General features: G+C 55.0%; 20 protein-coding genes. 18 read left to right on the top strand and 2 right to left on the bottom strand.

Features of this window, described 5'->3' with window-relative positions; genetic code table 11:
- Position 1: 1 nt before the first annotated feature.
- On the bottom strand, positions 2–1,327 hold the full coding sequence (locus SPV1_RS09485; RefSeq protein ID WP_009850963.1) for a M23 family metallopeptidase: 1,326 nt from the start codon (positions 1,325–1,327) through the stop codon (positions 2–4).
- Positions 1,328–1,523: 196 nt separating this feature from the next.
- Here SPV1_RS09485 and SPV1_RS09480 point away from each other — a divergent pair, with 196 nt between their 5' ends.
- The 18 genes from SPV1_RS09480 (at position 1,524) to SPV1_RS09400 (ending at position 23,933) form a co-directional block, all read left to right on the top strand.
- Positions 1,524–2,009: a YajQ family cyclic di-GMP-binding protein gene (locus SPV1_RS09480; protein WP_009850962.1), complete on the top strand. Its 486-nt coding sequence runs from the start codon at positions 1,524–1,526 to the stop codon at positions 2,007–2,009.
- Between the two features lie 132 nt (positions 2,010–2,141).
- The gene (locus SPV1_RS09475; protein ID WP_009850961.1) at positions 2,142–3,095 is read left to right on the top strand and encodes an AAA family ATPase; all 954 of its coding nucleotides are present in this window, start codon (positions 2,142–2,144) and stop codon (positions 3,093–3,095) included.
- A 240-nt stretch (positions 3,096–3,335) separates the two neighbouring features.
- Positions 3,336–4,232 carry a DUF58 domain-containing protein gene (locus SPV1_RS09470; protein WP_009850960.1) on the top strand — a complete coding sequence of 299 codons (897 nt, stop codon included), beginning with the start codon at positions 3,336–3,338 and terminating at the stop codon, positions 4,230–4,232.
- Positions 4,229–4,720, top strand: a complete 492-nt coding sequence (locus tag SPV1_RS09465; protein ID WP_009850959.1) for a DUF4381 domain-containing protein — start codon at positions 4,229–4,231, stop codon at positions 4,718–4,720. Before SPV1_RS09470 ends, SPV1_RS09465 begins: the two co-directional genes overlap by 4 nt.
- The gene (locus SPV1_RS09460; protein WP_009850958.1) at positions 4,690–5,757 is read left to right on the top strand and encodes a vWA domain-containing protein; all 1,068 of its coding nucleotides are present in this window, start codon (positions 4,690–4,692) and stop codon (positions 5,755–5,757) included. The genes SPV1_RS09465 and SPV1_RS09460 overlap by 31 nt, the downstream gene beginning before the upstream one ends.
- On the top strand, positions 5,745–7,691 hold the full coding sequence (locus SPV1_RS09455; RefSeq protein WP_009850957.1) for a VWA domain-containing protein: 1,947 nt from the start codon (positions 5,745–5,747) through the stop codon (positions 7,689–7,691). The genes SPV1_RS09460 and SPV1_RS09455 overlap by 13 nt, the downstream gene beginning before the upstream one ends.
- Entirely contained in the window at positions 7,685–9,403 is a 1,719-nt protein-coding gene (locus SPV1_RS09450) for a BatD family protein (protein ID WP_009850956.1), read from the top strand. Before SPV1_RS09455 ends, SPV1_RS09450 begins: the two co-directional genes overlap by 7 nt.
- 208 nt (positions 9,404–9,611) lie before the next feature.
- Positions 9,612–9,797 carry a histidine kinase gene (locus SPV1_RS14185; protein WP_196795122.1) on the top strand — a complete coding sequence of 62 codons (186 nt, stop codon included), beginning with the start codon at positions 9,612–9,614 and terminating at the stop codon, positions 9,795–9,797.
- Between the two features lie 130 nt (positions 9,798–9,927).
- Positions 9,928–10,563: a lysophospholipid acyltransferase family protein gene (locus SPV1_RS09445; protein WP_040881928.1), complete on the top strand. Its 636-nt coding sequence runs from the start codon at positions 9,928–9,930 to the stop codon at positions 10,561–10,563.
- 20 nt (positions 10,564–10,583) lie between these two features.
- Positions 10,584–12,152, top strand: coding sequence for a PHP domain-containing protein (locus SPV1_RS09440; RefSeq protein WP_231288365.1), 1,569 nt, complete (start codon positions 10,584–10,586; stop codon positions 12,150–12,152).
- A gap of 138 nt (positions 12,153–12,290) precedes the next feature.
- Positions 12,291–12,980, top strand: coding sequence for a hypothetical protein (locus SPV1_RS09435; protein WP_009850952.1), 690 nt, complete (start codon positions 12,291–12,293; stop codon positions 12,978–12,980).
- 466 nt (positions 12,981–13,446) lie between these two features.
- On the top strand, positions 13,447–14,856 hold the full coding sequence (locus SPV1_RS09430; RefSeq protein ID WP_231288364.1) for a TolC family protein: 1,410 nt from the start codon (positions 13,447–13,449) through the stop codon (positions 14,854–14,856).
- The gene (locus tag SPV1_RS09425) at positions 14,853–15,932 is read left to right on the top strand and encodes an efflux RND transporter periplasmic adaptor subunit (protein ID WP_009850949.1); all 1,080 of its coding nucleotides are present in this window, start codon (positions 14,853–14,855) and stop codon (positions 15,930–15,932) included. The genes SPV1_RS09430 and SPV1_RS09425 overlap by 4 nt, the downstream gene beginning before the upstream one ends.
- Positions 15,929–18,985 (top strand): efflux RND transporter permease subunit, encoded by a 3,057-nt coding sequence (locus SPV1_RS09420; RefSeq protein ID WP_009850948.1) that lies wholly within the window; start codon positions 15,929–15,931, stop codon positions 18,983–18,985. The genes SPV1_RS09425 and SPV1_RS09420 overlap by 4 nt, the downstream gene beginning before the upstream one ends.
- Before the next feature lie 119 nt (positions 18,986–19,104).
- Positions 19,105–21,609: a plasma-membrane proton-efflux P-type ATPase gene (locus SPV1_RS09415; protein ID WP_009850947.1), complete on the top strand. Its 2,505-nt coding sequence runs from the start codon at positions 19,105–19,107 to the stop codon at positions 21,607–21,609.
- Positions 21,610–21,644: 35 nt separating this feature from the next.
- Positions 21,645–22,091 (top strand): phosphate-starvation-inducible PsiE family protein, encoded by a 447-nt coding sequence (locus tag SPV1_RS09410; protein ID WP_009850946.1) that lies wholly within the window; start codon positions 21,645–21,647, stop codon positions 22,089–22,091.
- Positions 22,088–22,699, top strand: a complete 612-nt coding sequence (locus SPV1_RS09405; protein ID WP_009850945.1) for a DedA family protein — start codon at positions 22,088–22,090, stop codon at positions 22,697–22,699. The genes SPV1_RS09410 and SPV1_RS09405 overlap by 4 nt, the downstream gene beginning before the upstream one ends.
- Positions 22,700–22,808: 109 nt before the next feature.
- Positions 22,809–23,933, top strand: a complete 1,125-nt coding sequence (locus SPV1_RS09400; protein ID WP_009850944.1) for an aminotransferase class V-fold PLP-dependent enzyme — start codon at positions 22,809–22,811, stop codon at positions 23,931–23,933.
- Between the two features lie 52 nt (positions 23,934–23,985).
- On the opposite strand, the gene SPV1_RS09395 is transcribed toward SPV1_RS09400, so the two are convergent.
- On the bottom strand, positions 23,986–25,011 hold the full coding sequence (locus tag SPV1_RS09395; RefSeq protein WP_009850943.1) for an SPOR domain-containing protein: 1,026 nt from the start codon (positions 25,009–25,011) through the stop codon (positions 23,986–23,988).
- Positions 25,012–25,221 lie beyond the last annotated feature (210 nt).

The raw sequence follows: 25,221 nt of genomic DNA, 5'->3' as shown, positions 1-25,221 counted from the left end.
CTCAGCCCCAGGCAGCCGGAGACTGCAATTTATTCAACTCTACCAGAAGTGGAGCGGTTTGCTGCATAAACCGATCACGTTCTTTGGCGGGAATCGGGCGGGCAGGCGGGTGCTTGACAGTCAGCGGGTTGACGGCCACGCCTCTGACCCGGAACTCAAAATGCAGGTGGGGGCCGGTGGCCAGGCCGGACATGCCGACATAACCGATGACTTGTCCCTGCTTGACCCTGTCCCCGCGCTTGAGACCACGGGCAAATGCCCGCATATGAGCATAGGCGGTAGAGTGATTGCGATTATTGTGAGTAATCAGGATAAAGCGGCCAAACCCGTGCTTCCAGCCGATAAAACTGATATAGCCATCGCCAACAGCATGGATGGGGGTGCCTGACGAGGCCGCGTAATCCACACCGCGATGGGCGCGGGTATAACCGAGAATAGGGTGCTTCCGGCTGAGCTGGAAACGGGAAGAGATGCGCGAGAATTTTACCGGAGCTTTCAGATAGGCCTTGCGCATACTTTTTCCGTCAGGGGTATAATAGCTGCTTGTGCCATCGCTTTTCTCGTAGCGAACGGCTCTGAAATGGTTGCCCTGATTGACGAATTCAGCCGCCAGAATCGTGGTGTCCAAAATCCTTCCATCTTCACCAAAATGCTCTTCATATACTACACTGAAGCTGTCTCCACGGCGCATATCTCTGGCAAAATCTATGTCCCATGCAAAGATATCCACCAGATTCATTGTCGTACGCTGATCCATCCCGGCTTCGTCGGCAGCACCAAACAGGCTGTCCACGATCTTGCCGGTCACGACGCGCTGGCGGGTTAGCAGGGTGCGGGCCTCCATGTTACATGTCCATACCTGTTGACCGATTTGTCGTTGCAGGTGCAGCTGGGCCATTTCGTTGATGTTGTAATAGACATCGGTACTCTCGGCAGAATCCACACGTTTAAACACCTTTCCCGTACGAATATCCTTGAGGTTATAACGATCAGTGGCGGCAATCACTATCTGACGCGATTCAGACAGGCTAAAACCCAGCCGCTGCAGGATTGAAACCGCATGGTCTCCCCGATGAATGCGTATACTTTTGCTCTCCACTTTATTGGCTTTACTCAACTCAGGAGATAACCACTCCTCATGCGATATCACCGTACGCGCAACAGGGGAGATGCTGATGCCGATCACGATGAAAAGCAGGACAACAGCTACAGCCGTCCCTGACCAGAGTGACCATGCAGGAATGCGCCGGCGGGAGCCGGACACAGGGGCAGCCTGTTTGCCGTGTTTCAACTGTTTTAATAGATCATGTAAACGGAATTTGGACAAACACTTTCTCCTGTTTGTCGCAAACCTAGGTCTGCCGGATTGCTTGTCAAAGTATCAGGCGGCAGGGTTTTGTTTTTTCATCGGTGGATAGTGGAACGGCGATGAGTGCCGACCGGCATGGCTATGCATTTGCAATGCAGCAGGCAGCGACTATCTATAGGGTGATACCAATACCACAACAGCCGGAGTAACGATTATGCCCAGTTTCGATATTGTCAGTGAAACCGATATGCAGGAGATGAGTAATGCCGTCAATCAGGTCATCAAGGAGATTACCACTCGCTTTGATTTCAAGGCCAGCAAGGCCAGTATTGAACTGGGTGATGATACGATCACGGTGGTCGGTGACGATATCAATAAATTGAATACCGTCACAGAAATTTTGCGCGCCAAGCTGGTACGTCGCAAACTGGAACCATCGTGCCTGGAGTATGAGGATGCAGAAGACGCAAGCGGCGGCACCAAACGCCAGCTGATCCGCATCAAACAGGGCGTCAGTACGGATCTGGCCAAGGCTATCGTCAAACAGATCAAGCAGGAAAAAATGAAGGTTCAGGCTGCCATTCAGGGTGACCAGGTGCGTGTGACAGGCAAAAAGCGTGATGATCTGCAGCAGGTGATGACGCTGGTACGCGGTATGGATACAGATCGGCCGTTATCATTCACCAACTTCCGCGATTAATGTAACCGTAATATTTAGTTTTGAAGATTCGCTGATCGGGTCTTAACACGCCCATAAAACCGGGCGGATCAATTGCGCGGTATGCGTGTGGTGACGATCCGCCCGGAACAATACATATACCTTGGAGCGTACATGCCGAATCCAATTCATGCCCTGAAAAAACGGGTGCAACAGAGAGTATTGGGCCAGGAAGTACTGGTAGATCGTATGTTGATTGCATTGTTGTCCGATGGGCACCTGTTGGTAGAAGGTGCGCCGGGGCTGGCCAAAACACGTGCGATCAAGGTGCTGAGTGAAGGAATTGATGCTGATTTTCATCGTGTGCAGTTTACGCCGGACTTGCTGCCATCGGATCTGACGGGTACGGAGATCTATCGCCCGCAGGACTCATCCTTTCGTTTTCAGGCCGGCCCGCTGTTTCATAATCTGGTGCTGGCTGATGAAATCAACCGCGCACCGGCCAAGGTTCAGGCGGCATTGCTGGAAGCCATGGCCGAACGCCAGATTACCATAGGCAAGACCACCCATCCGCTGCCGGAGTTGTTTCTGGTCATGGCCACACAAAATCCGATTGAGCAGGAGGGTACCTATCCGTTACCCGAAGCGCAGCTTGATCGTTTCCTGATGCATGTGCGCATCGATTATCCCGACGCTGTAACAGAAAAAGCTATTCTGCGCCTCTCCAGAGATGAGTTTGCAGGGACCAGTGCGGAGCAGGAGATATCTATCAGTCAGGCGGATATTTTCGTTGCCCGGCGTGAGGTCATGGATATGCATATGGCAGAGGCGCTGGAGGATTATCTGGTGCATCTGGTGCTGGCTACGCGGCAACCTGCCTCCTATAGCCAGGATCTGGCGCGCTGGATTCAATATCCGGCCAGCCCGCGTGCCACCATTGCTCTGGATCGCTGTGCCCGTGCACATGCCTGGCTTGCTGGCAGGGATTACGTCAGCCCGGAGGATATTCAGGCGATTGCGCCGGATGTACTGCGGCACCGCATCCTGCTCAGCTTTGAAGCTGAAGCTGCCGGCGTCAGCGTCGATGATGTCATTACCGAACTGCTCAAGCGTGTTGCCGTGCCCTGAAAGTCAAAAGCACTCACCACAGAGGACACAAAGGACACAGAGGAAAGTAAGTTGGGTAAAAGCGGTATATTTATTAGTAGTGGCATGGTCAAAATATATAGCCTTGTCCCGACCAGTAAATCACAAAATATATTTTGCTTTTCCTCTGTGTTCTTTGTGTCTCTCTGTGGTGATAACCTTTTTGTTTTATATGACTTAAGAGCATAAAAGGAGAAAACACTGCAACGTCCCAGCCCGATCATGCCCGATCTTTCTTACCTGCTCCAACTACAGCGTCCGGCAGCCGGTTTGTCTCTGCGCGAGGGCTACCCGCGCGCGCTCATGGCCGGACCGCATCTCTCGCGCTTTCAGGGACGCGGTATTGAATTTGATGAAGTGCGCCCGTACCAGGCCGGTGATGATATTCGCAGCATGGACTGGCGTGTCACAGCACGCACCGGAAAGCCGCATACAAAGCTGTTTCGTGAGGAGAGGGAGCGGCCGGCCATGCTGTTACTGGATATGAGGCCGGCGATGTTTTTTGCCACGCACGGTGCACTCAAAGCCGTGGTGGCAGGGGAGTGTGCAAGCTTGCTGGCCTGGAGCATCCAGCATCAGGGCGATCGTGTTGGCAGTATGATATTTGATGCATCCGGCGCGGATGTGCACCCGATCAAGCCAGCACGCGGTAAACGGGCGGTCATGCGTCTGCTGGGTAATGTCGTTTCTCACCCATACTGGCAACAGCGGCCCGAGCCTGCACAGGAGTCATTGCTGGGCATTTTGCAACGTGCCGCGCATGTGACACCTGCAGGCAGCCTGATGATGATCGTCAGTGACGGGCGCGGTCTGGATGATGGTAGTGAGGCCATGCTGACCCGCTTGCTGCAGCACCACAGTATTCTGTTTGTATGCATATATGATTCATTTGAGCGGGAGATGGATGATGCCGGCCTGCTCTATGCCTCGGATGGCGTAGCTGTGCAGCAGATCGACAGTGGCAGACAACAGCTGCGCAGGGAGCATGCCGAACGCTTTGCCCGTCGTCACGAGATCCTGCATCGTCTGGAGCAGCGGCCGGGTTTTGTGCTGATCGAATGCGCAACCGATGATGACCCGGTCACTGTGCTGGAAGGCCGCTTGAGGAGGATGCGTTGAAGCAGGGAGCCGTGAAGCCCGATGCGCTGAGCCAGCTGCATGATATTCACCTGCCGCAGGCCATCTCCTGGTGGCCGCCTGCACCCGGTTGGTGGGGACTTACCCTGCTTGTCTGTTTGTTGGTCGCAGGAGGTTGGTATTTGTGGCGATGGTGGCGGAAAAGAGATCCTGCTCCTTCTGAAAAAGCCCTGCTGGCTGAAGCATTGCGGGAGATGGATCAGATCGATGATGCATTGGAATCCGGGGATGTGGCAGCGATAGCGACCCTCTCCGCGCTAATGCGACGCATAGCGGTGCAACTGGATGCAGGTACGGCCGGCTTAACCGGTGATCTCTGGTTAGAATGGCTGGACGATCGCTGGCAACAGGATGATTTCACTGCCGGTGCCGGCCGCACTCTCATTGAGGCTCCGTATCGACCGGTGAGTACCGGCGATACAATGGCTCTGGGTCGTGTATGTCGCGACTGGCTGAAGGCACAGCGATGAGTGCTTTCTCCTTTGCGGGCTTTGAATTGGCATGGCCGTGGGTGCTGGCCCTGTTACCGTTGCCCTGGCTGGTGCGGCGCTTGCTGCCGGCGGTACAGCAGACTCGCGCGGTAGCATGGATTCCATTTGCTGCAGAGTTCTCTGCACTTCCGCACGCCTCAACATCAACCGTTAGTCGGCAGGAGCGGATACGCATGCTGCTGGCCGCCCTTGTGTGGGTGCTGCTGCTCTTCGCTGCCGCACGGCCCGCGTGGTACGATGATGCTGTTGCCTTGCCGGTCAGTGGCCGGGACCTGTTGCTGGCGGTGGATATTTCCGGTTCGATGCAGATCAAGGACTTCGAGATGAACGGTCAACAGGTTAGCCGTTTGACAGCAACCAAGGCGGTGGCGCGACAGTTCATCAGCCGGCGTGTCGGTGACCGGGTTGGTCTGATTCTCTTCGGTAGCAATGCCTATGTGCAGACGCCGCTGACGTTTGATCGTAAAACGGTCATAACGCTACTGGATGAAGCTGCGGTTGGTCTGGCGGGCAAGGCCACCGCTATCGGCGATGCTATTGGTCTGGCTGTAAAGCGCCTGGAGCAGAGTAATCGGGATAAACGCATTGCCTCGAAGGAGCAGGTGCTGATTTTACTTACGGATGGCGTGAATACGGCCGGCCAGTTGTCTGCGCCGCAGGCTGCAGAACTGGCGGCAGAGCATGGGCTGACTATTTATACCATTGGTATCGGTGCTGATGCCATGACCGTCCAGTCGTTTTTCGGCACACAGCGGGTTAATCCTTCGGCAGATCTGGATGAAAAAATGCTGACGGATATCGCCACAAAAACCGGCGGCCGCTATTTCCGCGCGCATGACACGCAGGAGTTGCAGAAGATCTATGCCATGATCGACAAACTGGAGCCTGTGGCAAGAGATCGCGTGGTATTTCGCCCTCGCCACAGCCTGTTTGTCTGGCCTCTGGGGCTGGCCCTGCTGCTTGGCTGTGCGCTGATGCTATCCATGACGGAGTGGAGGCATGTATGGAAGCGTTGAGTACGCTACACCTGTTACGCCCGTGGTGGCTGTTGGTGCTGCCTGTGTATGGCTTGCTGGTCTACGGATTTTTACGCAGTCAGCGTAGTCAGAGCGGGTGGTCAGCGCTGTGTGACCCCGCACTGCTGACCTATATGGTCGGCAATAGCACAAAGCAGGATCGCCGCTCGCCCTGGCTGCCGGCAGCATTGCTGCTGGGCGGATTACTGCTGCTGACAGCCCTGGCCGGCCCCGTATGGCAGGCACTGCCGCAACCGGTCTACCGGGCGCATTCAGGTATGGTCATCATCCTTGATTTGTCGCGCTCCATGGATGCAGGCGATCTCAAACCTAGTCGTTTACAGCGGGCAAAGCAGAAGGTGCAGGATATCCTGCACAAGCGCACCGAAGGAGAGACAGGTCTGGTTGTGTTTGCCGGTTCGGCTTTTGATGTCGTGCCGATGACAACCGACAACAAAGCTATTCTTGCGCTACTTCCCAGCCTGGATACCTCCATGATGCCCGTTCAGGGCTCTGTTGCATCGGATGCGTTGAAACATGCAGGGGCAATGCTCAAGCGGGGAGCTATCAAGCACGGTTCTGTCGTGATGTTGACCGATGGCGTGGATGCCGATGCCACAGCCGTGGCCAAAGAGCTGGCTGCAGCGGGTCATCACCTCAGTATTCTCGGGGTGGGCACAACAGAAGGGGCTCCCATCCCGCTGAGTGATGGCGGTTTTTTGCAGGATAAGCAGGGCAATATCGTTATTCCGCGGTTACAGAAGGAGCAGCTGGCAGCATTGGCGGCAGCAGGCGGTGGTATCTACCAACAGATGCGAGCGGATGATCTGGATGTGGAGCGACTGCCCGGCCTTCACCCTGCCCGCGACACGGGTGAAACCCGATCACACATGCAAACGGATCAGTGGCGGGAAGAGGGACCGTGGCTGGTACTGCTGATGCTGCCATTGCTGGCGCTGGTATTCCGTCGGGGTGTTTTGTTGCTGCTGATCGTTGTACCTCTTGCGATGCCCTCTCAGGCCCACGCGTCAACGTGGCGTGATCTCTGGCAAACGCCGGATCAGCAGGGGCAGGCGCTGATGCAGCAGGGTAGTGCCAAAGCTGCGGCCGGGCGATTTACCGATCCTGCGTGGCGGGGTGCGGCGCTGTACAAATCAGGCCAGTTTGACAAGGCGGCAAAAGCGCTGGAAGGCGTGCACACGGCCGATGGCTGGTATAATCGTGGTAATGCTCTGGCCAGGGCAGGTAAACTGCAGGAGGCCATCGCTGCCTATGATCAAACACTCAAGCTAAAACCGACGGATGCCGATGCCACGTTCAATCGAAAACTGGTAGAGAAACTGTTGCAGCAACAAAAGCAACAAAAGCAGAAACAGCAGCAGAAATCAGGGCAGGGCAAGCAGGGTCAAAAACAGCCGAACAAGCCGAATCAACAGGGTCAGAAACAGCAGAGCGGGAAGCAGCAATCTCAATCCGGCGGCAAGAAGGGGGCAAACGGAAAACAGTCCGGCAAGGAGCAGGGGCAGGGGAGCCGGTCCAAACAGGAATCAGGAAAACAGCAGGGAGAGCAGAAGGCGGGCGGGAATAAGCCATCGCAATCCGGATCTGACAGTGCAAAGAGTGCACAGGCGAAGAAAGAGAAACAGTCGGAAAAGGACGGGAGCCCGTCCACTAATCAGGCACAGACGGATAAAACAGAGGCGAATAAGCAGCCGGCGGGTAGGGCACAAAAATCGGCAGGAGCCGGGCAGAGCGACAAGCAAGCGGCTGCCGCTACCGATGAAGCGACGACTGAGAAACAGATGGAAAAAGAGAATGCCCGGCGCCAGTGGTTGCGCCGCATACCCGATGATCCGGGTGGACTGTTGCGACGTAAATTTCTGTATCAATATCAACATCAGGGCGGTCAATCAACGGAGGCTCAGACATGGTAGCAAGATTTACCGGCAAGGCGGCACTCGCTTTTCTGCTGCTGGCACTATCTTTTCTGGTGATCAACCCCGCCATGGCTGCGGTCAATGCTCATCTGGACAGGCAGGTGATCGGGGAAGGGGAAACGGTCACGCTGACGATCGATATCAATGGCGATAGCAGCGGCGAGCCGGATACGGCTCCGCTGGAACGGGATTTTGAAATTCTCTCCCGTAATCACAGCAGCTCCTATAGTCTGATCAATGGCTCGCTTCACAGCAATGTTAACTGGCAATTCACACTCAGGCCGCGTCACAGCGGGCAGATGACGGTCCCTCCATTGAAGGTAGGTCAGGCATCTACGCAAGCCATTGCACTACAGGTGAAAAAACTTGCGGCCAGAACAAGCCCCGGCGGAGAGCCCAGCGGGGATGTCTGGCTGGATATGCAGATTGAACCAAAATCCGTGCTGGTTCAGCAACAGGCGATTATCAGCATCAAGATTTATCAGGCAACGACACTGGCGCAGGCTCAGCTTACCGAGCCTGCGGCCGCACATGCCGTTATCGAGCGTCTGGGTGAGGACAAGCAGTATCAGGTCACGAAGAGCGGTCGAAACTGGCTGGTGACAGAGCGTCAGTATGCAATTTTCCCGCAACAGAGCGGCACACTGGCTATATCGCCTGTGCAACTGGATGCATCGGTGATTGCCAATGCACAGAGTTTTGGTTCGCCGTTTTTTCAGTCTTCCCGACCGATTCGTGCGCGTTCCAATGCGTTGAAACTGCAGGTAAACCCTATACCCGCGGCATGGCATGGAGCCAATTGGCTGCCTGCATCGGGTTTGTCGCTGACCGAGAAGTGGCCGTCGGCAAACAGTTTCAAGGTGGGGGAGCCGATTACCCGCACCATCACCGTTCAGGCACAGGGTCAGTCAATGAGTCAGTTGCCTGCATTGCCCGAGCTGCTGCCGGATCAGTTAAAATCCTACCCGGATCAGCCGGTGCTCAAGGATGATAAATCGGAGCAGGGCATAACCGGCCTTCGCAGGCAAAAAACCGCAATCATTCCGACGGCACCGGGCACCTATATTCTACCTGCCATTGAGATTCCCTGGTGGAATGTGAATAGCGGGAAAATGGAAACAGCCGAGCTGCCTGCACGCACATTCAAGGTGACGGGTGCTGTTGCCGCTGTGCAGAAGAGCGCGCCGCCCGCGCCAATGACCGAGGCTCAGTCGCAGTTGCCGCAAGCTGTTGCAGTTGCGAGCAATAACTCAACGGATCACACACCGTGGCGATGGATTGCCATTATCTCCTTATGCGGATGGGGACTTACGCTGCTCATTCTGCTGGTAAACAGAGTGCGGAAAAAACAACGAGCAGGGCAGCAGGCGGATGATGCGCAGCCGTATAACCGGGAAAACCTGAACGACTCGATACGGGCGGTCAGAGACGCCTGTAAACGAAACGATGCCAAAGCCTGTGAGAAGGCACTCATAGTATTTGCCGGATGCCGCTGGCCGGATGGCGGGCCGGGTGCACTGAGGCAACATGGTGGTGAGTCACTGGTGCGCCGGGTCAGCGAGCTGGAGCACTATTTGTATGCACCGGCCGGCTCTCAGTGGCACGGAGATGAGCTGTTACACGCCTTTGAACAGGCCGATTTCCATCACCGAGCCGGGAAAGCAGGCAAGTCGGGAAAACGTTTGCCCGGGCTGTACCCGGATCAATAGCAATAAGTCTCTTTTAAGCGGATAGGGTGCACAGGTAAAAGCACTTTTGGTCAGGCATGGTGGGTCATTCTTCCGGATGTAGCCCGGCTATATGCGCAGCTTCTGTCTGCGAATATTTTCTGCTATCCGGATGCGAGCACTACTGCCCCTATGTGCATATTTATTGGTAGGGGATGATCCAAGGCTGGTATGATTCATCATTCAGGCCTTGAGCAGGATGGTGTCTGTGCGACTCTGCCGCAGAGCTCCGGTGATCGAACTGGCTGTTTCTGATACGGGTATCGGTATCTCGGCCGGGGCGCAATCCCATATTTTCGAGCGCTTCATCCGTATTGATAGCCGGGATGGGCAGGGCACTAGCGTTATTGTCGAGCTACCGGTTGAGGCAGTGTGATGTAATAAGTGCGGCTATCATGCCGCCAGCTTTAAGGAATATTTAAGGTTTGGGAAGCACTCTTCCGGCAAGGTGTCAAAACGACGGGCGGAAAACAAATCTTATTGATCGGAGCCATCATTTGAAAAGCATGCAGGAATATTTGCTCACATGGCTGGTTCCACGACTGATAAGAATGACAATCTCTACACTTTCGGCAACAATTCGCTGGGATTATTGCGGGGAGAGATATCATCCGGATTCAACCGAACAGCATATTTTTTCATTCTGGCATGCAAGATTGTTAATGATGGGCGTCGGATTGAAAGGGTGCAAGGGGTATACGCTGATATCTGCGCATCGGGATGGTGGATTTATTGCCGATGCACTGCATCTGCAGGGTTTCAGAACCATACGCGGTTCCTCTACCCGGGGCGGCAGCAGAGCTCTGATGCAAATGATTTTCAAATCACGTGATGAAAAATGTGACTTCGGACTCTCTCCGGACGGTCCAAAAGGCCCGCGGGAAATCGTCAAACCGGGCATTGTCCTGCTGGCAAAAAAAACGGGCATCAAAATTTACCCGGTGATGTGGGCAACGTGCCGGCAGTGGAGGATTACTTCGTCATGGGATCATTTCTATATACCCAAGCCGTTCACCAGAGGTGTATTTGTATTCGGAGAGCCTCTGATGATACATGCAGGTGAAAGTGATGCCGATAGCCTTGATCGTATTCAGGCTGCGATGGATGCCGTACAAATACGAGCGGATAACTATTTCAAGTGAACCGTGTGCGTCATTTTAGTGTGAACAGGCCTTCTATCGTTGCCCTGTATGCATGGATTATGTTGATCACTGCTATTTCACTGCTCTTTGGCGAAGAGACACTTGCCCCTGTAGATTCCAGAACGAATTTACCCATTGGTGGCGTCCACCTGAGCTTCCCTGTATGGGGCAGTATTATGGAACCATTTACTGCCCTGTTCCATATTATGGGAGCAGTGCCCGCATATAAGCCGGGCATAGGCTCGATACTGGCGTGGATCATGGTTGTTGTATTGATCCTTTCGATCTCTACGGCAAGAAAAAATGGTAGCACTCTGTTTTCAACCGTTTTCCAGACTTTCCGCAACGCAGGGCTGGCACTGTTACTGCTCGCTTTATACCTTGCTGTCGGCCTGACAATCCACTTTCCGAACTGGGCTTTAGAGAAAGACGGGTCAGAGCTTGTTGTGGCCGATATTCATTCGCACTCACTGCTTTCTCATGACGGCATGATATCTGCTAACAAAAACCTGCTTCTGCACGAACAACGCGGTTATGATGTCGTGGCAATGACTGATCATGTGAATTCACAGGGGCCCTTTGATGCCGGTCGGGTCAAGGGCGAGGGCGGCATACCTGCCGTACTGTCGGGCATTGAGGTGCCTGTTTATTATGGTGCACACTTTTATCTGCTCGGACTGGGCATGAGCAAGGGTGCGCCTCTACCGAATGGCCTGTCGTGGCGTGAAGGTACGGAGAGTCCAACTCCTCCGGCACGGTTGCCACCATACCTATGGGATGTAAAACAATTTATTGCCACAATCCATCACTATCACGGGGTCGTCATTACGGTTGCTCATAACCTTGATGCCAGCGAAGTGTTCAAGCTTGCTGATCAGGGTGTTGACGGTTTTGAATATATCAATTCCGGTCATGCGCCATTATCCGGGACAGTGCGCAAGGCCATGCTAACGGTGCAGCGGACAAAAGGGATACCTTTGCTTGCTTCAAATGACTGGCATGGGTGGTCAGGTAACCTCAATGCATGGACACTGGTTGCGCCTGCCAATACACAGGCCCTAATGCCAGGAGATATTGTGCTTGAAGCACTGCGGCATCATGACAGCGCTCATATTATACCGGCAGTCTCTTTTCCTGTTCATCCGATGAGTTGGTTTGAAGTCATTACTGCTCCGTTTTCAGCGACCTTTCTATATGCAAAGACACTATCATTCTGGCAACTGTTGTTCTGGTGGGTTTGGGCCGGCATATTTACTTTACTGGTAAGATCCTGGCCCTTCCGTCGAATTTCTCCAGCCAGGTTCGTTATGCACTTGTTCATTTTAACAGCAGGCGTTCTGGAGCTCTGCGATGGGGCGGCGATGCTGCTGACCAGTTATTCTTCATCGCTTGCCCCTGCATTGAATCTGAAAATTTCGTGTATCGGCATAGGGATCGGCCTGCTCCTGATTACCTTTGAAAGCCGTCTGTTTTATGCTCACTTCAAACAGGTTCAAACCGCCCGGCTACTGAAGCTGATATCTCCGATCATGCTGTTTCTGTCACTAACCGGCCTTTTTCGACCAAAAGGTCAGCGGGGGGTTGTTTGACGGGCCTGTTTACATATTTTCAAGTAAATTAAAATCACCAGAGCATTCGATGGTAAAAGAGTCATCTTGCTGTAAGGTTATCGCAATGCACCGAGAGTAAGTTATACTCGGCTCAATCTTATCAAGGGGCGCTAGATCGTGAACATCAGACAACGCATTCAACTGGCTATCGTGTTTACTGCATTGCCGCTGCTTATCTCTATGCATGCGGTTCCGGCTTCTGCGGCTCCTGCGACGACCATCCCGCTCACGCTGGCTGATATGGATAAGCATGCTGAACAGATCATCGATACACTGCTGGCAAAAGACAGGGTTGCTTCGCGCAAGCACTATCAACAGCTCCACCATGATATCAAGTTGCTGGATCAGATGATCAAGGCCGCGCCCTATGAGGAACAACGCTCCCGTGAGTTGCTTATGACCTATTCATGGTTGCGCGTGATGAATCAGGAGATGGGACACAAGTCGTGGGTCGGGGCGGCGGTTGCCGCCAATCAGCTTAGTGGCATGATCATACAGACATCGCACTTTCCAACCCTGGAGGAGCGTGATATCGCATGGCTGAATTATCTGGGCCGTGAAATGGAGTTATTGACGCTGGAAGATCCGGTAGCAAATGCCGATCTGTTGAGTATACGCCTTATCACGCTGGAAAACACATGGGGCCGGCTGAGGGATGAGTTGATACGAAAATTCAGAAACAAACCACTGCTCATTCAGGGTGATATGCTTGTCGATGCCATCAAGTCTTCAAAGAAGCCGGCTGAAACAGTCGCTCTGGCAAAAAAACTGCTGGATTTCGTTGCACAGCTTGAACACTCTCAATAATAAGGCAGCCCCGTTTGGGATAAAGCGGTTATCTATTTAATCGCGGCCACCGGCCGGCCTGTTACTTGTTTAATAACTCCATCTATTGCCAGGCAGGCGCGGATAAAAGCGCCATCGAAACCCGGTCAACATAACCGCCACCACCCGATAAGAGTCAGCTCTCTCGACTGTGAATGAAGATGGATACTCCGCCATAATAGGTTACTTAATCTATGAATATCAATTGGATACAGAATTTAATTAAGCTTCATTATGAGCCTGATAGTGAGTAGGTGCGGGCGGTGTTGCTCTGGTTCAACAGGTTGATCCGGTGGATACAAGGGCTGATGACTGAATCCCGGCAGGATAAGCTTGTCAGGCTGGCAGCGAAGGAGTTGGATATGTTCGACGATATCGAAGCCTGATTCCATATCGATTGATTCGCAGGGCCAATGGATACAGCGTTGGGGAATAGGGAGAGAGTAGGGTGCATATACGTCTGTGTTTTACATGGTTGTCTGCGATGATGCTGCTGGCATCTTGTGCTACCTATCATCCGGTGGCGTTGAGCAGCTCTGCCGGGCTTGCATCCTCGTTGCAACAGTTGCAACTGGGTATGGAGAGGGACAAACATCCGGAATTACCCGAAAAATGGCGGATCAAAAAAATCGTTCTGGAAGACGGGCTGGATGAAAATGAAACTATCGCTCTGGCAGTGCTCAACAGCCCTCAACTCAAAGCTGCACGTACACAGATTGCAGAATCCCGTGCTGCACTCTTTGCTGCCGGTCTGCTGCCAGATCCTCAGGGTGGCGTCTCACTGGATTTCCCGCGCAGTAATGATCCGACGCTGAAAACAGGCGAGAATTTCACTCTGGGTATTGATTTGCAACAGATCCTGACCCGGGGTGCGCGCCGGGATGCAGCTATCGAGCAGGCAAGGGCAACCTGGCTGAACGTATTATGGCAGGAGTGGCAGGTCATTGGGCAGGCGCGCATGCTTTGGCGACGTGCCATTATTCAACAACAGCAGCTTGCCATACTCCAACAGCAACTCAAGCAGGCTAAAACCACATGGCAGGGGCAAGATGATGCACTGAACAAAGCGAATACCACGCTGGATCAGGAAGGACTGGCGCTAACACCGTTGATGGATGCCCAGGCCGCAGTTATCGAGTCTGAACGCCAGCTCAATACCACCCTGCATGATTTTAACCTGTTGCTGGGTGTTGACCCGTCTGTGCACATTGCACTGACCGATCCGGGAGCTGCGCTGTCATCACTGGTGGTAGCAGCGCCTTTAAGCGGCGAAGCGTTGCAACATATGCTCGCCATGATCGGCAAGCGCCGCCCTGATCTGCTTGCACTGCAGGCGGGTTACATGAGCCAGGAGGCTAAGGTGCGCGAACAGATTCTGTCGCAATTTCCTTCGTTTTCCATTGGCGCAAACTCTCTGCGTGATACAGCCGGGTTATGGACGCTGGGTCCCTTTATGAATTTTAATCTGCCAATTCTCAACGGCAACAGAGGCAATGTCGCTGTTGCCCGGGCGACACGCGGGCGTCTGGCGGAGGAGTACCGCTTTCAACTGGCAAATGCTCGCGTGCAGGCGAGTAAAATTGCACAGGATCAGCAGCTGGCATATCAAGAGTGGCAGGCCCTGACCATACATCTGCCGCATCTGGCACGGACGGTGAAGCGGATGGCGCATGCACTGAGCATCGGTCAAATTGATATGCTGACCTTTACCACGCTGCGCACGGCCTATTTTTCCCAACAGGCCAGAGTACTGATGCTGGAGCAGGCTCTGCTCGAACAGGGTGTGGCGCTTGATACGCTGACGGGTACGACGCTCTCCGCAACGCCTGCGCAAACGAACAAGGGGATGCATTCATGAAATATCTACAAATCCTGGTGTTGGCACTGCTGTCCGGACTGGCTATCGCCCCTGCCGTGGCCGAAGATGAGGGGGATGGCGGGTCGGAGCTGCCGGTTCTGTATCAGGTTCAAACCGCAGCGGTCAGGCAACATACAGTCGATGAGCTCCTGCATGTCTATGGCAAGGTCAGTTTTGATGATGCCTGGCTGCAGAACATCAGCCTGGCCTACGCGGGGCAAATTATCCGTTTGCCCGTCGTTGCCGGTGAACAGGTTGCCAAAGGACAACTGCTGGCGGAGGTCGCAACCGATCCTGCTGCGGCAGCTGCCTGGCAGCAGGCGCTTTCTGCAGTCAAATTCGCCCAGGCTGAAGTGGATCGCATGCGCAGTCAGCTGGCCGATCAGCTGGCGACAAAATCACAGCTGGCAGCCGCCGAAAAAGCCGTGGCGGACTCTCAGGCGCAATTGCACCAACTCAGGCAGCAGGGCGTTGGTAAAGGTATTCGCCGGATACTGTCGCCTTTCCCGGCCGTTATTGCTGCGATTCCCGTACAGGCCGGACAGCGCGTGGCAGCAGGAGTTACACTGCTGCAACTGGGCAAGCCCGACCGCCTGAAGGTGTTGCTGGGGGTAGAGGCTGAGGATGTGGGTAGCGTTGCCGCAGGTCATCCGGTCTATATTCACCCGGCAATGCGTGACGATGTAAAGGTCACGGCATCTGTAGATCAGATTCTACGCGCAATCAATCCACAAACACGTCTTGTCGATGTGCTGGTACGGTTGTCTGGCAGTCAGGCCAAGCCTTTCCTCGCCGGTATGGCTGTGTCGGCTGATATCGTCGGACGTACGTTCCGCGATGCGCTGATTATTCCCCGTCAGGCTGTCATGTATGATGCAGGCGCGGCCTATGTCATGCGGATTGAGAATGGTGTCGCCCGGCGCGTGCCGGTGCGTATTTTGCTGGAAAAGGATGAGTCGGTTGTGGTGCAGGGCGAACTGGCGGCAGGGGAGGCTATTGCCACGATCGGTGTGGCCGAAGTTACCGATGGCGACAGAGTGAGGGTGCAGGGCGCCTCAAAAGCAGCCACGCAATGAGTGTTTCTGCATGGATTCAGGGGCACAGGCGTTCGCTGCTGACGCTGCTGCTGCTATTTGCCGCGATCGGTGCCGTACGTGCTTTTCAGATGCCTGTTGGGCTGTTTCCGAATGTCACCTTTCCGCGCATTGTCGTGACCCTGAATGCCGGCGACCAACCGGCCGAACAGATGGAGGTTCAGGTCACCCGTCGGGCTGAAATGGCGATCCGTTCGGTTCCCGGCGTGGTTAACCTGCGCTCGACAACCAGCCGCGGCAGTGCCGATATTTCAGTGAATTTCAACTGGGGTACCGACATGATCTCCACTGCGTTGCAGGTGAGTGCGGCGCTCGGCCAGATTCAGGCACAGCTCCCCGCCGGTACCGGTTTTACCGTGCGGCGGATGGACCCGACCGTATTCCCCGTACTGGCCTATAGCCTGACATCGACACAGGAGTCCCAGACAAAGTTGCGTGATCTGGCGATGTTTCAAATCGTACCGCTACTCTCCAGTGGGGACGGTGTGGCTCGGGTCGCGGTGCTGGGCGGCAATCAGGAGGAGTACCGCGTCACGCTGCATCCGGGCAGCCTGCTGGCCTTCGGCATCAGCCTGCAACAGGTGGCAAACGCCCTGGCTTCCGGCAATGTATTAACGGCTGTCGGTCGGGTTGAAGATCGCTATAAACTGTTTCTTACCGTTTCGGATACCCGCTTTGATTCACTTGATGCCATTCGCCATACCGTGCTGGCCAGCGGTAGCAACGGCAATGTGGAATTGGAAGATATTGCAACTGTCAGCCGCAGCATCCAACCGCAGTGGTTGCGTGTGACAGCGGACAACAAGGATGCCGTGCTGTTCATGGTCTATCAGCAACCGGGCGGCAACACGGTGAAGATCGCGGCTGATGTGCGTGCGCAGATGGAGCATTTCAAAAGCAAGTTGCCGGCGGGTGTTACCGTCAAAAACTGGTATGACCAAAGCCGGCTGGTTGTGGCCTCGGCAAAAAGCGTGCTGGATGCGATTCTGATCGGTGTTGCACTGGCCGCACTCGTGCTGTTTGCCTTTCTGCGTAACCTGCGCATTACACTGATCACGCTGATCGCGGTACCTGCGGTATTTGCCACCACCGTGCTGCTGCTGGATCTGTTCCATTTCAGCTTCAACATCATGACACTCGGCGGCATGGCTGCAGCCGTGGGGCTGGTGATTGATGATGCCATCGTCATGATCGAGCAGATTATCCGCCGCTTGCGCGCAAGCGGCGCCAGCAGCCATGAGCAAACCATCATGCAGGCTGCGACCGAATTTTTTCAACCGCTGCTCGGCTCATCGCTTGCCACCACCATCATTTTTCTGCCGCTGGCCTTCCTCGACGGTGTTACCGGCGCGTTTTTCAAGGCTCTGTCGCTGACCATGGCCAGTGCCCTGATCGTCTCCTTCCTGATTGCCTGGCTGGCCGTACCCCTGCTGGCAGGGCATCTGCTGCGTGAGAAGGATGCAACCGAGGATGATGAAGGGCCAATGCAGTCCCGTATCCTGGCCGGATATACCGGTTTGCTGGGCGGTATGCTGCACCGGCCGGCAATTCTGCTGGTCATTGCCGCAGCGCTGCTGGCCGCCGGTTACGGCGGTTACCGGGCTGTGGGCAGCGGCTTCATGCCTCATATGGATGAAGGCGGCTTTATTTTCGATTATATCGCGCCGCCCGGTATGTCCCTGACGGAAACAGATCGCCTGCTGCAACAGGTTGAGACGATTTTGCATGCAACGCCCGAAGTGGATACCTATGCCCGCAGAACCGGCGCACAACTCGGTGGTGGCCTGACCGAAGCCAATCAGGGTGATATTTTTGTTCGCCTGAAGCCACAGCCGCGACGCGGCATTGATGCGATTATGGATGAGATCCGCGAGAAGGTGCATGCAGCCGTGCCGGCACTGGATATCGATATGGCTCTGTTGATGGAAGATGTAATCGGCGATCTGACATCCAATCCGCAACCGATCGAAATCAAGCTGTTCGGCGATGACCCGCAACAGCTCGCTGAACTGGCCCCGAAGGTGGCCGAAGCCGTAGGAAAAATCGCCGGTGTAGTAGATGTGCGCGACGGCATCATGATTGCCGGCGATGCGATCTCCATCAGGGTGGATCGGGCTCGCGCAGCTCTTGAGGGGCTCAATCCCGAACAGGTCACACGTCAGGTTAACACACTGCTGGCAGGTCAGGTCACAACCACGGTACAGCAGGGGCAGAAGATGATTGGTGTGCGCCTGTGGTCCGGTGCGCATGAGCGTGATGCGATCTACAAGCTGGGTCTGATGCAGTTGCAGGCGGCGGACGGGCACTGGTTGCCGCTCAAACGTATTGCCTCGATCAACACGATCACCGGCCAGCCGCAGATTACGCGCGAGAATCTTAAACGTATGGTCGCTGTGACCGGCCGCATTAGCGGGCGCGATATGGGATCGGTGATGCACGAGGTCAAGGCCCTGATTGCGACAAAACTGATTCCTGCGGATGTCCGGGTTGAGCTGGGCGGGCTTTATCTGCAACAACAGAAGGCCTTTCACGGGTTGATGCAGGTCTTTGCCGCTGCCGTGGCGCTGGTGTTTGTATTGCTGCTGTTTCTCTATGAGCGCTTTGGCGCGGCTCTGGCCATTTTGTCCATGCCGCTACTGGCCATGGGCATGGTCTTTCTCGGACTGGCCGTGACCGATACGGAACTGAACATCACCTCGATGATGGGGCTGACAATGATTATCGGCATCGTCACCGAAACGGCTGTTTTCTATTACTCGGAGTTCAGGCGTATCAGCCCGCCGGAAGTGCAGCAAAGGCTTGAGGACTATATTCAGGCAGGGCGCAATCGATTCCGTCCGATTGCCATGACTACGCTGGCGGCGATTCTGGCCCTGATGCCGCTGGCACTGGCTATGGGTGAAGGCTCTGCCATGCTGCAACCGATGGCTATTGCCATCATATTCGGTCTTGCCGCACAGTTTCCGCTGGTACTGCTGGTGTTGCCGGTGCTGTTGTTCTGGCTGGATCGAAAAGGGGGTTCAGCCTCTGCCTGAGATGACCGGCTTACGGGTGCGATACTGATCAACCAGTAAAACCGGCATGTAAAACAAGGCTTAAACCAGCTATAGTGAAATATTGATACATGTCTGGAGATGGTGGAAGAGGATGACAAATGAATCAGGAAGCCGAATCTCAACCGATTGAAGAAACACTATCCGCCTTGAAGGTGGAGAGCGACACAGGGCTCACCGACGCGGAGGTAGCGCTCAGGCTTGCCGAGTATGGACCAAACCGTCTGCAAGAGGAGAAGCAGCGACCATGGCTGCTGTTTCTGGGTTATTTCTGGGGGCCGATCCCGTGGATGATTGAGGTGGCGGCCGGGCTCTCCGCCGTCAATCGCCACTGGCCTGATCTGATCATTATTCTGGTCATGCTTTTCTTCAATGCCGCTGTCGGTTTCTGGCAGGAATATAAGGCATCGACTGCATTGGAGGCGCTGAAAAAACAGCTGGCGCTAAGAGCCCGTGTGTTGCGTAACAATATCTGGCTTGAGACGGATGCCGCAGGCCTTGTGCCCGGAGATATTATTCGACTGCGCATGGGGGACATCATCCCGGCCGATACTCAATTGATAGAAGGAGATTACCTCAGTGTTGATCAGTCGGCTCTGACCGGAGAATCGCTGCCTGTCGATAAAAAGGCGGGTGAGGTAGCTTATTCAGGTTCTATTGCCAAGCAGGGCGAGATGCTCGCCGTGGTTACGGGCACCGGTGCAAATACTTATTTCGGGCGCACCGCCAAACTGGTCGAGGGTGCACAGAGCGTATCGCACTTCCAGAAAGCCGTGCTGCAAATCGGCGATTACCTGATCTACCTGAGTCTTGCTCTGGTCGCTATTCTGGTCCTGGTTCAGCTTGAGCGTGGTGCGCCATTGTTTGAGCTGATTCAGTTTGCCCTGATTCTGGCGGTTGCCTCGATTCCGGTGGCCATGCCGGCGGTACTATCGGTTACAATGACCGTGGGGGCGCAGGTACTGTCGAATATGCAGGCGATCGTATCACGCCTGGAATCGATCGAAGAGATGGCCGGCATCGATATTCTCTGCTCGGACAAGACCGGCACACTGACACAGAACAAGCTGACGCTGGGCGAGCCTGTATTGTTTGAGGCGGTGGATGCGCAGGCGCTGGTTCTGGCTGCTTCGCTGGCATCCAAAAAGGAGAACGGGGATGCAATCGATCTGGCCGTAATGGGCGGCCTGAACGATGCCGATGCGCTGGCAAGCTATACGCAGAAACACTTTATGCCTTTCGATCCCGTACATAAACGGACCGAGGCGGAGATCAGCGATAGTCAGGGCGGCAGCTTCTCTGTCAGCAAGGGTGCACCACAGGTCATACTTGATCTCGTCAGTCATGATATCGGTTACGATGCGATGCGCGATGTACGGGAGAAGGCCGGTGCCCTGATTGATGACTTCGCCACCAAGGGCTACCGCACACTGGGCGTGGCCAGAACCGATGCCGACGGGCACTGGCACTTCCTCGGGCTGCTGCCTCTGTTCGATCCGCCGCGGCCGGACTCTGCTGAAACCATCGCACATGCCGGAGAGCATGGCATTATGGTCAAGATGGTGACCGGCGACAACGTTGCCATCGGCCGCGAGATAGCCGGTCAGCTCGGCATGGGTAAAAATATCTGTCCGGCGGATGAGCTGTTTGCCAATGAAGCCAATATTACCAGCCCGGGACCGGAGTTGGGCAAGCGTGTTGAGCAGGAGGACGGCTTTGCCCAGGTATTTCCGGAGCACAAATACGGCATCATCAAGGCCCTGCAGGCGCGCGATCATCTGGTGGCCATGACCGGAGACGGCGTTAACGATGCGCCGGCGCTGAAGCAGGCGGATGTGGGTATTGCGGTCAGCGGTGCCACCGATGCGGCCCGCGCCGCAGCCGATCTGATTCTGACAGCGCCCGGGCTGTCGGTGATTGTCAGTGCGGTGGAGGAGGCGCGGCATATTTTCGAGCGCATGAACTCCTATGCCATTTACCGTATTACCGAAACAGTACGCATCATGATTTTTATGGTGCTGGCGATGATCATCTACGGTTTCTACCCGATTACGGCGGTGATGATCATCCTGTTGGCTCTGCTCAACGACATCCCGATTATGGCCATTGCCGGAGATAATACCTGGCTGGACCCGAAGCCGGTGCGCTGGAAGATGCATCGGGTACTGACCATGGCCACGGTGCTGGGGTTGGTGGGCGTGGTCGAGACGTTTCTACTGCTGTCAATTGCCAGTACATGGTTCGGAATTGATCAGGCACATCTGCAAACCATCATCTTTCTGAAGTTGTCGATTGCCGGCCATTTAACGCTGTTTGTTGCGCGCACCCGCCATTCCATGTTCTCCAGACCGCATCCGTCCGCGTTGCTATTCGGTGCGATACTTGCCACGCAGGGTGTTGCCGCGCTGATTGCGGGCATGGGCTGGTTGGTCACGCCGATTCCATGGGCATATATCGGATTGATCTGGGGCTACTGCCTGATCTGGATGCTGATTGAAGATCAGGTAAAACTGTTCGTCTACAAGCAACTGGAACTGAGCGGCAGCCGGCATAAACGGTTTATCAGCCTGCTCGGCCAGTCGCTGCATTCGCACAGGCCCCGCTGATACTCTCCCCGTCAGGTCATCATCAGGAGGACAATATGGAGCATATTGAATGGGCGGAGCGCTTGCTGAACCGGACGAACCAGTTCGCGCGTATCATCATCAGTCTGGCCCTTGTGATGGCAACAGGTCTGATTACCGCAGCTTTTTTTCACGATATCTATCTGGCCGTGACAGTGCACCCCTTCATGACCGGATTTATGCATGCCATCGGCGTATTGCTGTTATTATGGACGATGGTGGAGTTGATCAATACGGAAGTCCGTCTGCTGCGGGGAGGCAGTGTTGATATCTCGATATTTATTGAGGTCGCACTGGTGGTCATTTTACGTGAAATTATTTTGCTGCCTGTTGCGGATATACGCCCGACATGGATTGTGTTGGGCAAGTGGACCGGCGCCGCTTTTCTGCTGGGGTTGACCTATTTTCTGGTCAGGCAGGGCCAGCGTTGGGGACGTGAGCGTAAGGGTATAAATCAACCGTGAATCATGCGCTGCTTTTCGCTCATCACTGGATGGTTGAGTATGGCTATTTCGGGCTGTTTGGTACGGTATTTGTCGAGAATTTCGGTATCCCGCTCCCCGGCCAATCGGCTCTGATGGGCGGGGCCATGCTGGCCCGATCCGGAGATATGGATATGGCGCGCGTCTTCTTCGTCGCATGGTCTGCGGCATTCTCAGGCGACGTGATTGGCTATCTGATCGGCCGGTATCTCGGGCGCAGGGTGCTGGATCGTTTGCCGGTATCGAATATCACGATTGCAAAAGTCGACAGGGCTTACGCCCGACATGGTGGCGCATTCATTGTATTTTCCCGCTTTATTGAAGGGTTCCGCCAAATCAACGGCATTATAGCCGGCTCACTGGGCATGGCGTGGAAATCGTTTCTGCTGTTTAATGCTATCGGCGCCTTTCTCTGGTGTAGCGTATGGGGTCTCGGTTTGTATTATGCTGCCGACACGATATTGCATCTGTGGCAGCTGATGCAGCCGATACATACACTGGGCTGGATAGCAACGGCGATTCTGTTCATAACCGGCATTGCTTATCTGATCTGGCGCAGCCGGAAAAACCGCAGCCACGAGGGCATATGAAAAAATATCTGAAGCCGGTCATCGGCGAGTCGTTTCTGCTGTTAGTGTCCCTGTTGTTCATACAGTCGCCAGCAGATCCATCCGGCCGGCGTACAGGAGGTCGATCTCCATGGATCTGAAAAATGAATTCCCGCACCGGAAAGGCCTGATCTATCTCAATCATGCGGCGGTCGGCGTATGGCCGCGGCGCACAGCCGATGCCGTTAAAGCCTTTGCCGAAGAGAACATGCTGCAGGGGGCTGCCGATTATCCGCGCTGGATGGGGGTGGAGCGTCAGTTACGCAAGCGACTGGCGTGGTTGCTCAACGCCCCTTCGGTGGACGATATTGCCTTACTGAAGAACACATCCGAGGGGCTCTCGCTGATTGCCGCAGGCCTTGAGTGGCAGGCAAAGGATCGTGTGGTGATTAGCAATCAGGAATTTCCGTCCAACCGTATCGTCTGGGAGTCGCTGGCAGAGCAGGGGGTTGAGCTGGTAGAGGCCGATCTATCATGCCCTGATCCGGAAGCGGCGCTACTCGCTCTCTGTGATGAAAGGACACGTTTGCTTAGTATCAGCTCGGTGCAATATGCCAGCGGCCTGCGCATGGATCTTCAGCGGCTGGGGCATGACTGCTCTGCGCGCGGCATCCTGTTCTGTGTGGATGCGATCCAGAGTCTGGGTGCTGCAGCCTTTGATGCGCAGGCGTGCCGGGCGGATTTTGTTGTGGCCGATGCGCATAAATGGATGCTGGGGCCGGAAGGGATCGCTCTGTTTTATTCAACGCCTCAGGCCAGAGATCGCTTGCGTCTGCAGCAGTTCGGCTGGCACATGGTTGAGCATGTCGGTGATTTCGATCGAATGGATTGGCAGCCGGCTCACTCGGCCCGTCGGTTTGAGCCGGGCAGCCCCAACACCGTAGGTATTTATGCGCTCAATGCCAGCCTCTCCCTGTTTGAAGAGATGGGTATGCAAGCGGTTGAGCAGATGATAATGGAGAGGGCCGCGTGGCTGATCGAGTGGGTGATACACGAGCCGGAGCTGGAGCTCATCACTTCTGCCGAGCCTGAACGACATGCCGGTATTATCAGCTTTCGCTGTCGTGATCTGGACAGAGCAGGGCATGAGCGCCTCTATCGCAGCCTGATGGATGCAGGTGTGGTCTGTGCCTGTCGCGGTGGTGCCATACGTCTCTCACCGCACTGCTATTCCGATGTCGAAGCATTTCCACCCGTATGGTGGCGTGTACGTTAAACTGAGCCACCTCTAAAGCAGTGCTCCGACGATCAGAAAAACTGTCGGAGGGTTATTCGGCGGCAGGGGCTTTACCGATCCATGCACCCTTAATACCATATCTGTCGGAGAGCTCCTGCATCGGCTTTGTTGCCTGATGAACGGTGGAGAAACCCGGCAGATAAATGCGGTGCCAGACAGTGCCTGCGATTGTGACCTCCGTGCCGGCGCATGCCAGCCCGTCATCTCTCAATCGGGCAAGCATCCTGTCGGCTGCGGCGGCATCCAGAAATGAAGCCAGGTTAATGACCCACTGTTTCTGCGCAGGGAGGGTCGCCATAGCACCCTTGTGTTGTTCACCGGTATTTGCCGGATCCAGCGCATCATTGACCGCGATTCGGGAAGAGGGCTCAGCTGCCTGACGGTCGGGAGTGGCTGCTGCCTGAGTTTGAGGTGAGCGTGTCTCTGCCAGATGCGGAGTCACCGGGCTGCTCGATGGCAGCTCTGCTGTTGATGCTGCTTCTGTTGCATGGCTGATATCATCACTGACCACCGGCGCATCAACCGGCGACTTATCAGGCAATATTGCCGGTGTACCGTTCATAGCTGAATCGCTGCTTTCGCTTCCGGATGATGGCTGCTGCTCTGATGCAGCCATTTGAGTCTCCGGTGTTACAACCGGTTGTTGAGCCGTACTCTCCTGTTTCTCATCTGCATCGTGATCGGCCGGCAGAATCGGTGCAGATGTGGTTGCGACGCTACGGGAAGCCGGTCGATCGTCTGAGTCGGGAAGAGATGCAATATATAACCCTGCCACCAGCGCAATAGCTCCGACACTTACGGCCAGTGCAATCTTGCGGCCGTTATTGCTCGCCCGGGTACTCCCGTCGGAGACTTCAATGGGCTCGTCAGCTGCTGGATTGTCTGCGTCGGGAAGCTCGCGGCTCTGCCCGTTACCCTGCTGCAACGGTTGGAATGCTTCCTGCATCTGGGTGAACAGCGCTTCGGCGCTGGTGGATGTATCATCATCGGCATCATGCGGAGCTGACTCCGGAGCATGAGCGGCGTCCTGCTGCGGGGATAGGTCTTTATCATCCATGGATCTGCTCCTTTGTTGTACAGCCGGGTCATCGTGCATTTCTTCCCCTCAATGAGGTCATGGTAAACGACAGGTCCCATTGGAGAGAACGTGGCGTCACGGGCTTTTTAATAAACATGCGTCATGTTATTGTTGAAGATAGCGGGGAGACGTGCGTTGCTATACGATTGCAATGATGCCGCAGGCGAGATAATCAGTCCAGACGGAGCA

This window comes from Mariprofundus ferrooxydans PV-1 (assembly GCF_000153765.1).
Lineage (GTDB): Bacteria > Pseudomonadota > Zetaproteobacteria > Mariprofundales > Mariprofundaceae > Mariprofundus > Mariprofundus ferrooxydans.
The sequence above is the reverse complement of the archived record's forward strand: the minus strand, read 5'-3'. Positions and strand labels throughout refer to the sequence as shown.

Bases quoted from the DNA above. Each gene is read 5' to 3' on its own strand.
- SPV1_RS09480 (WP_009850962.1), top strand. From the start codon at position 1,524: ATGCCCAGTTTCGATATTGTCAGTGAAACCGATATGCAGGAGATGAGT.
- SPV1_RS09475 (WP_009850961.1), top strand. From the start codon at position 2,142: ATGCCGAATCCAATTCATGCCCTGAAAAAACGGGTGCAACAGAGAGTA.
- SPV1_RS09470 (WP_009850960.1), top strand. From the start codon at position 3,336: ATGCCCGATCTTTCTTACCTGCTCCAACTACAGCGTCCGGCAGCCGGT.
- SPV1_RS09460 (WP_009850958.1), top strand. From the start codon at position 4,690: ATGTCGCGACTGGCTGAAGGCACAGCGATGAGTGCTTTCTCCTTTGCG.
- SPV1_RS09455 (WP_009850957.1), top strand. From the start codon at position 5,745: ATGGAAGCGTTGAGTACGCTACACCTGTTACGCCCGTGGTGGCTGTTG.
- SPV1_RS09450 (WP_009850956.1), top strand. From the start codon at position 7,685: ATGGTAGCAAGATTTACCGGCAAGGCGGCACTCGCTTTTCTGCTGCTG.
- SPV1_RS09445 (WP_040881928.1), top strand. From the start codon at position 9,928: ATGCAGGAATATTTGCTCACATGGCTGGTTCCACGACTGATAAGAATG.
- SPV1_RS09425 (WP_009850949.1), top strand. From the start codon at position 14,853: ATGAAATATCTACAAATCCTGGTGTTGGCACTGCTGTCCGGACTGGCT.
- SPV1_RS09420 (WP_009850948.1), top strand. From the start codon at position 15,929: ATGAGTGTTTCTGCATGGATTCAGGGGCACAGGCGTTCGCTGCTGACG.
- SPV1_RS09415 (WP_009850947.1), top strand. From the start codon at position 19,105: ATGAATCAGGAAGCCGAATCTCAACCGATTGAAGAAACACTATCCGCC.
- SPV1_RS09410 (WP_009850946.1), top strand. From the start codon at position 21,645: ATGGAGCATATTGAATGGGCGGAGCGCTTGCTGAACCGGACGAACCAG.
- SPV1_RS09400 (WP_009850944.1), top strand. From the start codon at position 22,809: ATGGATCTGAAAAATGAATTCCCGCACCGGAAAGGCCTGATCTATCTC.
- SPV1_RS09395 (WP_009850943.1), bottom strand. From the start codon at position 25,011: ATGGATGATAAAGACCTATCCCCGCAGCAGGACGCCGCTCATGCTCCG.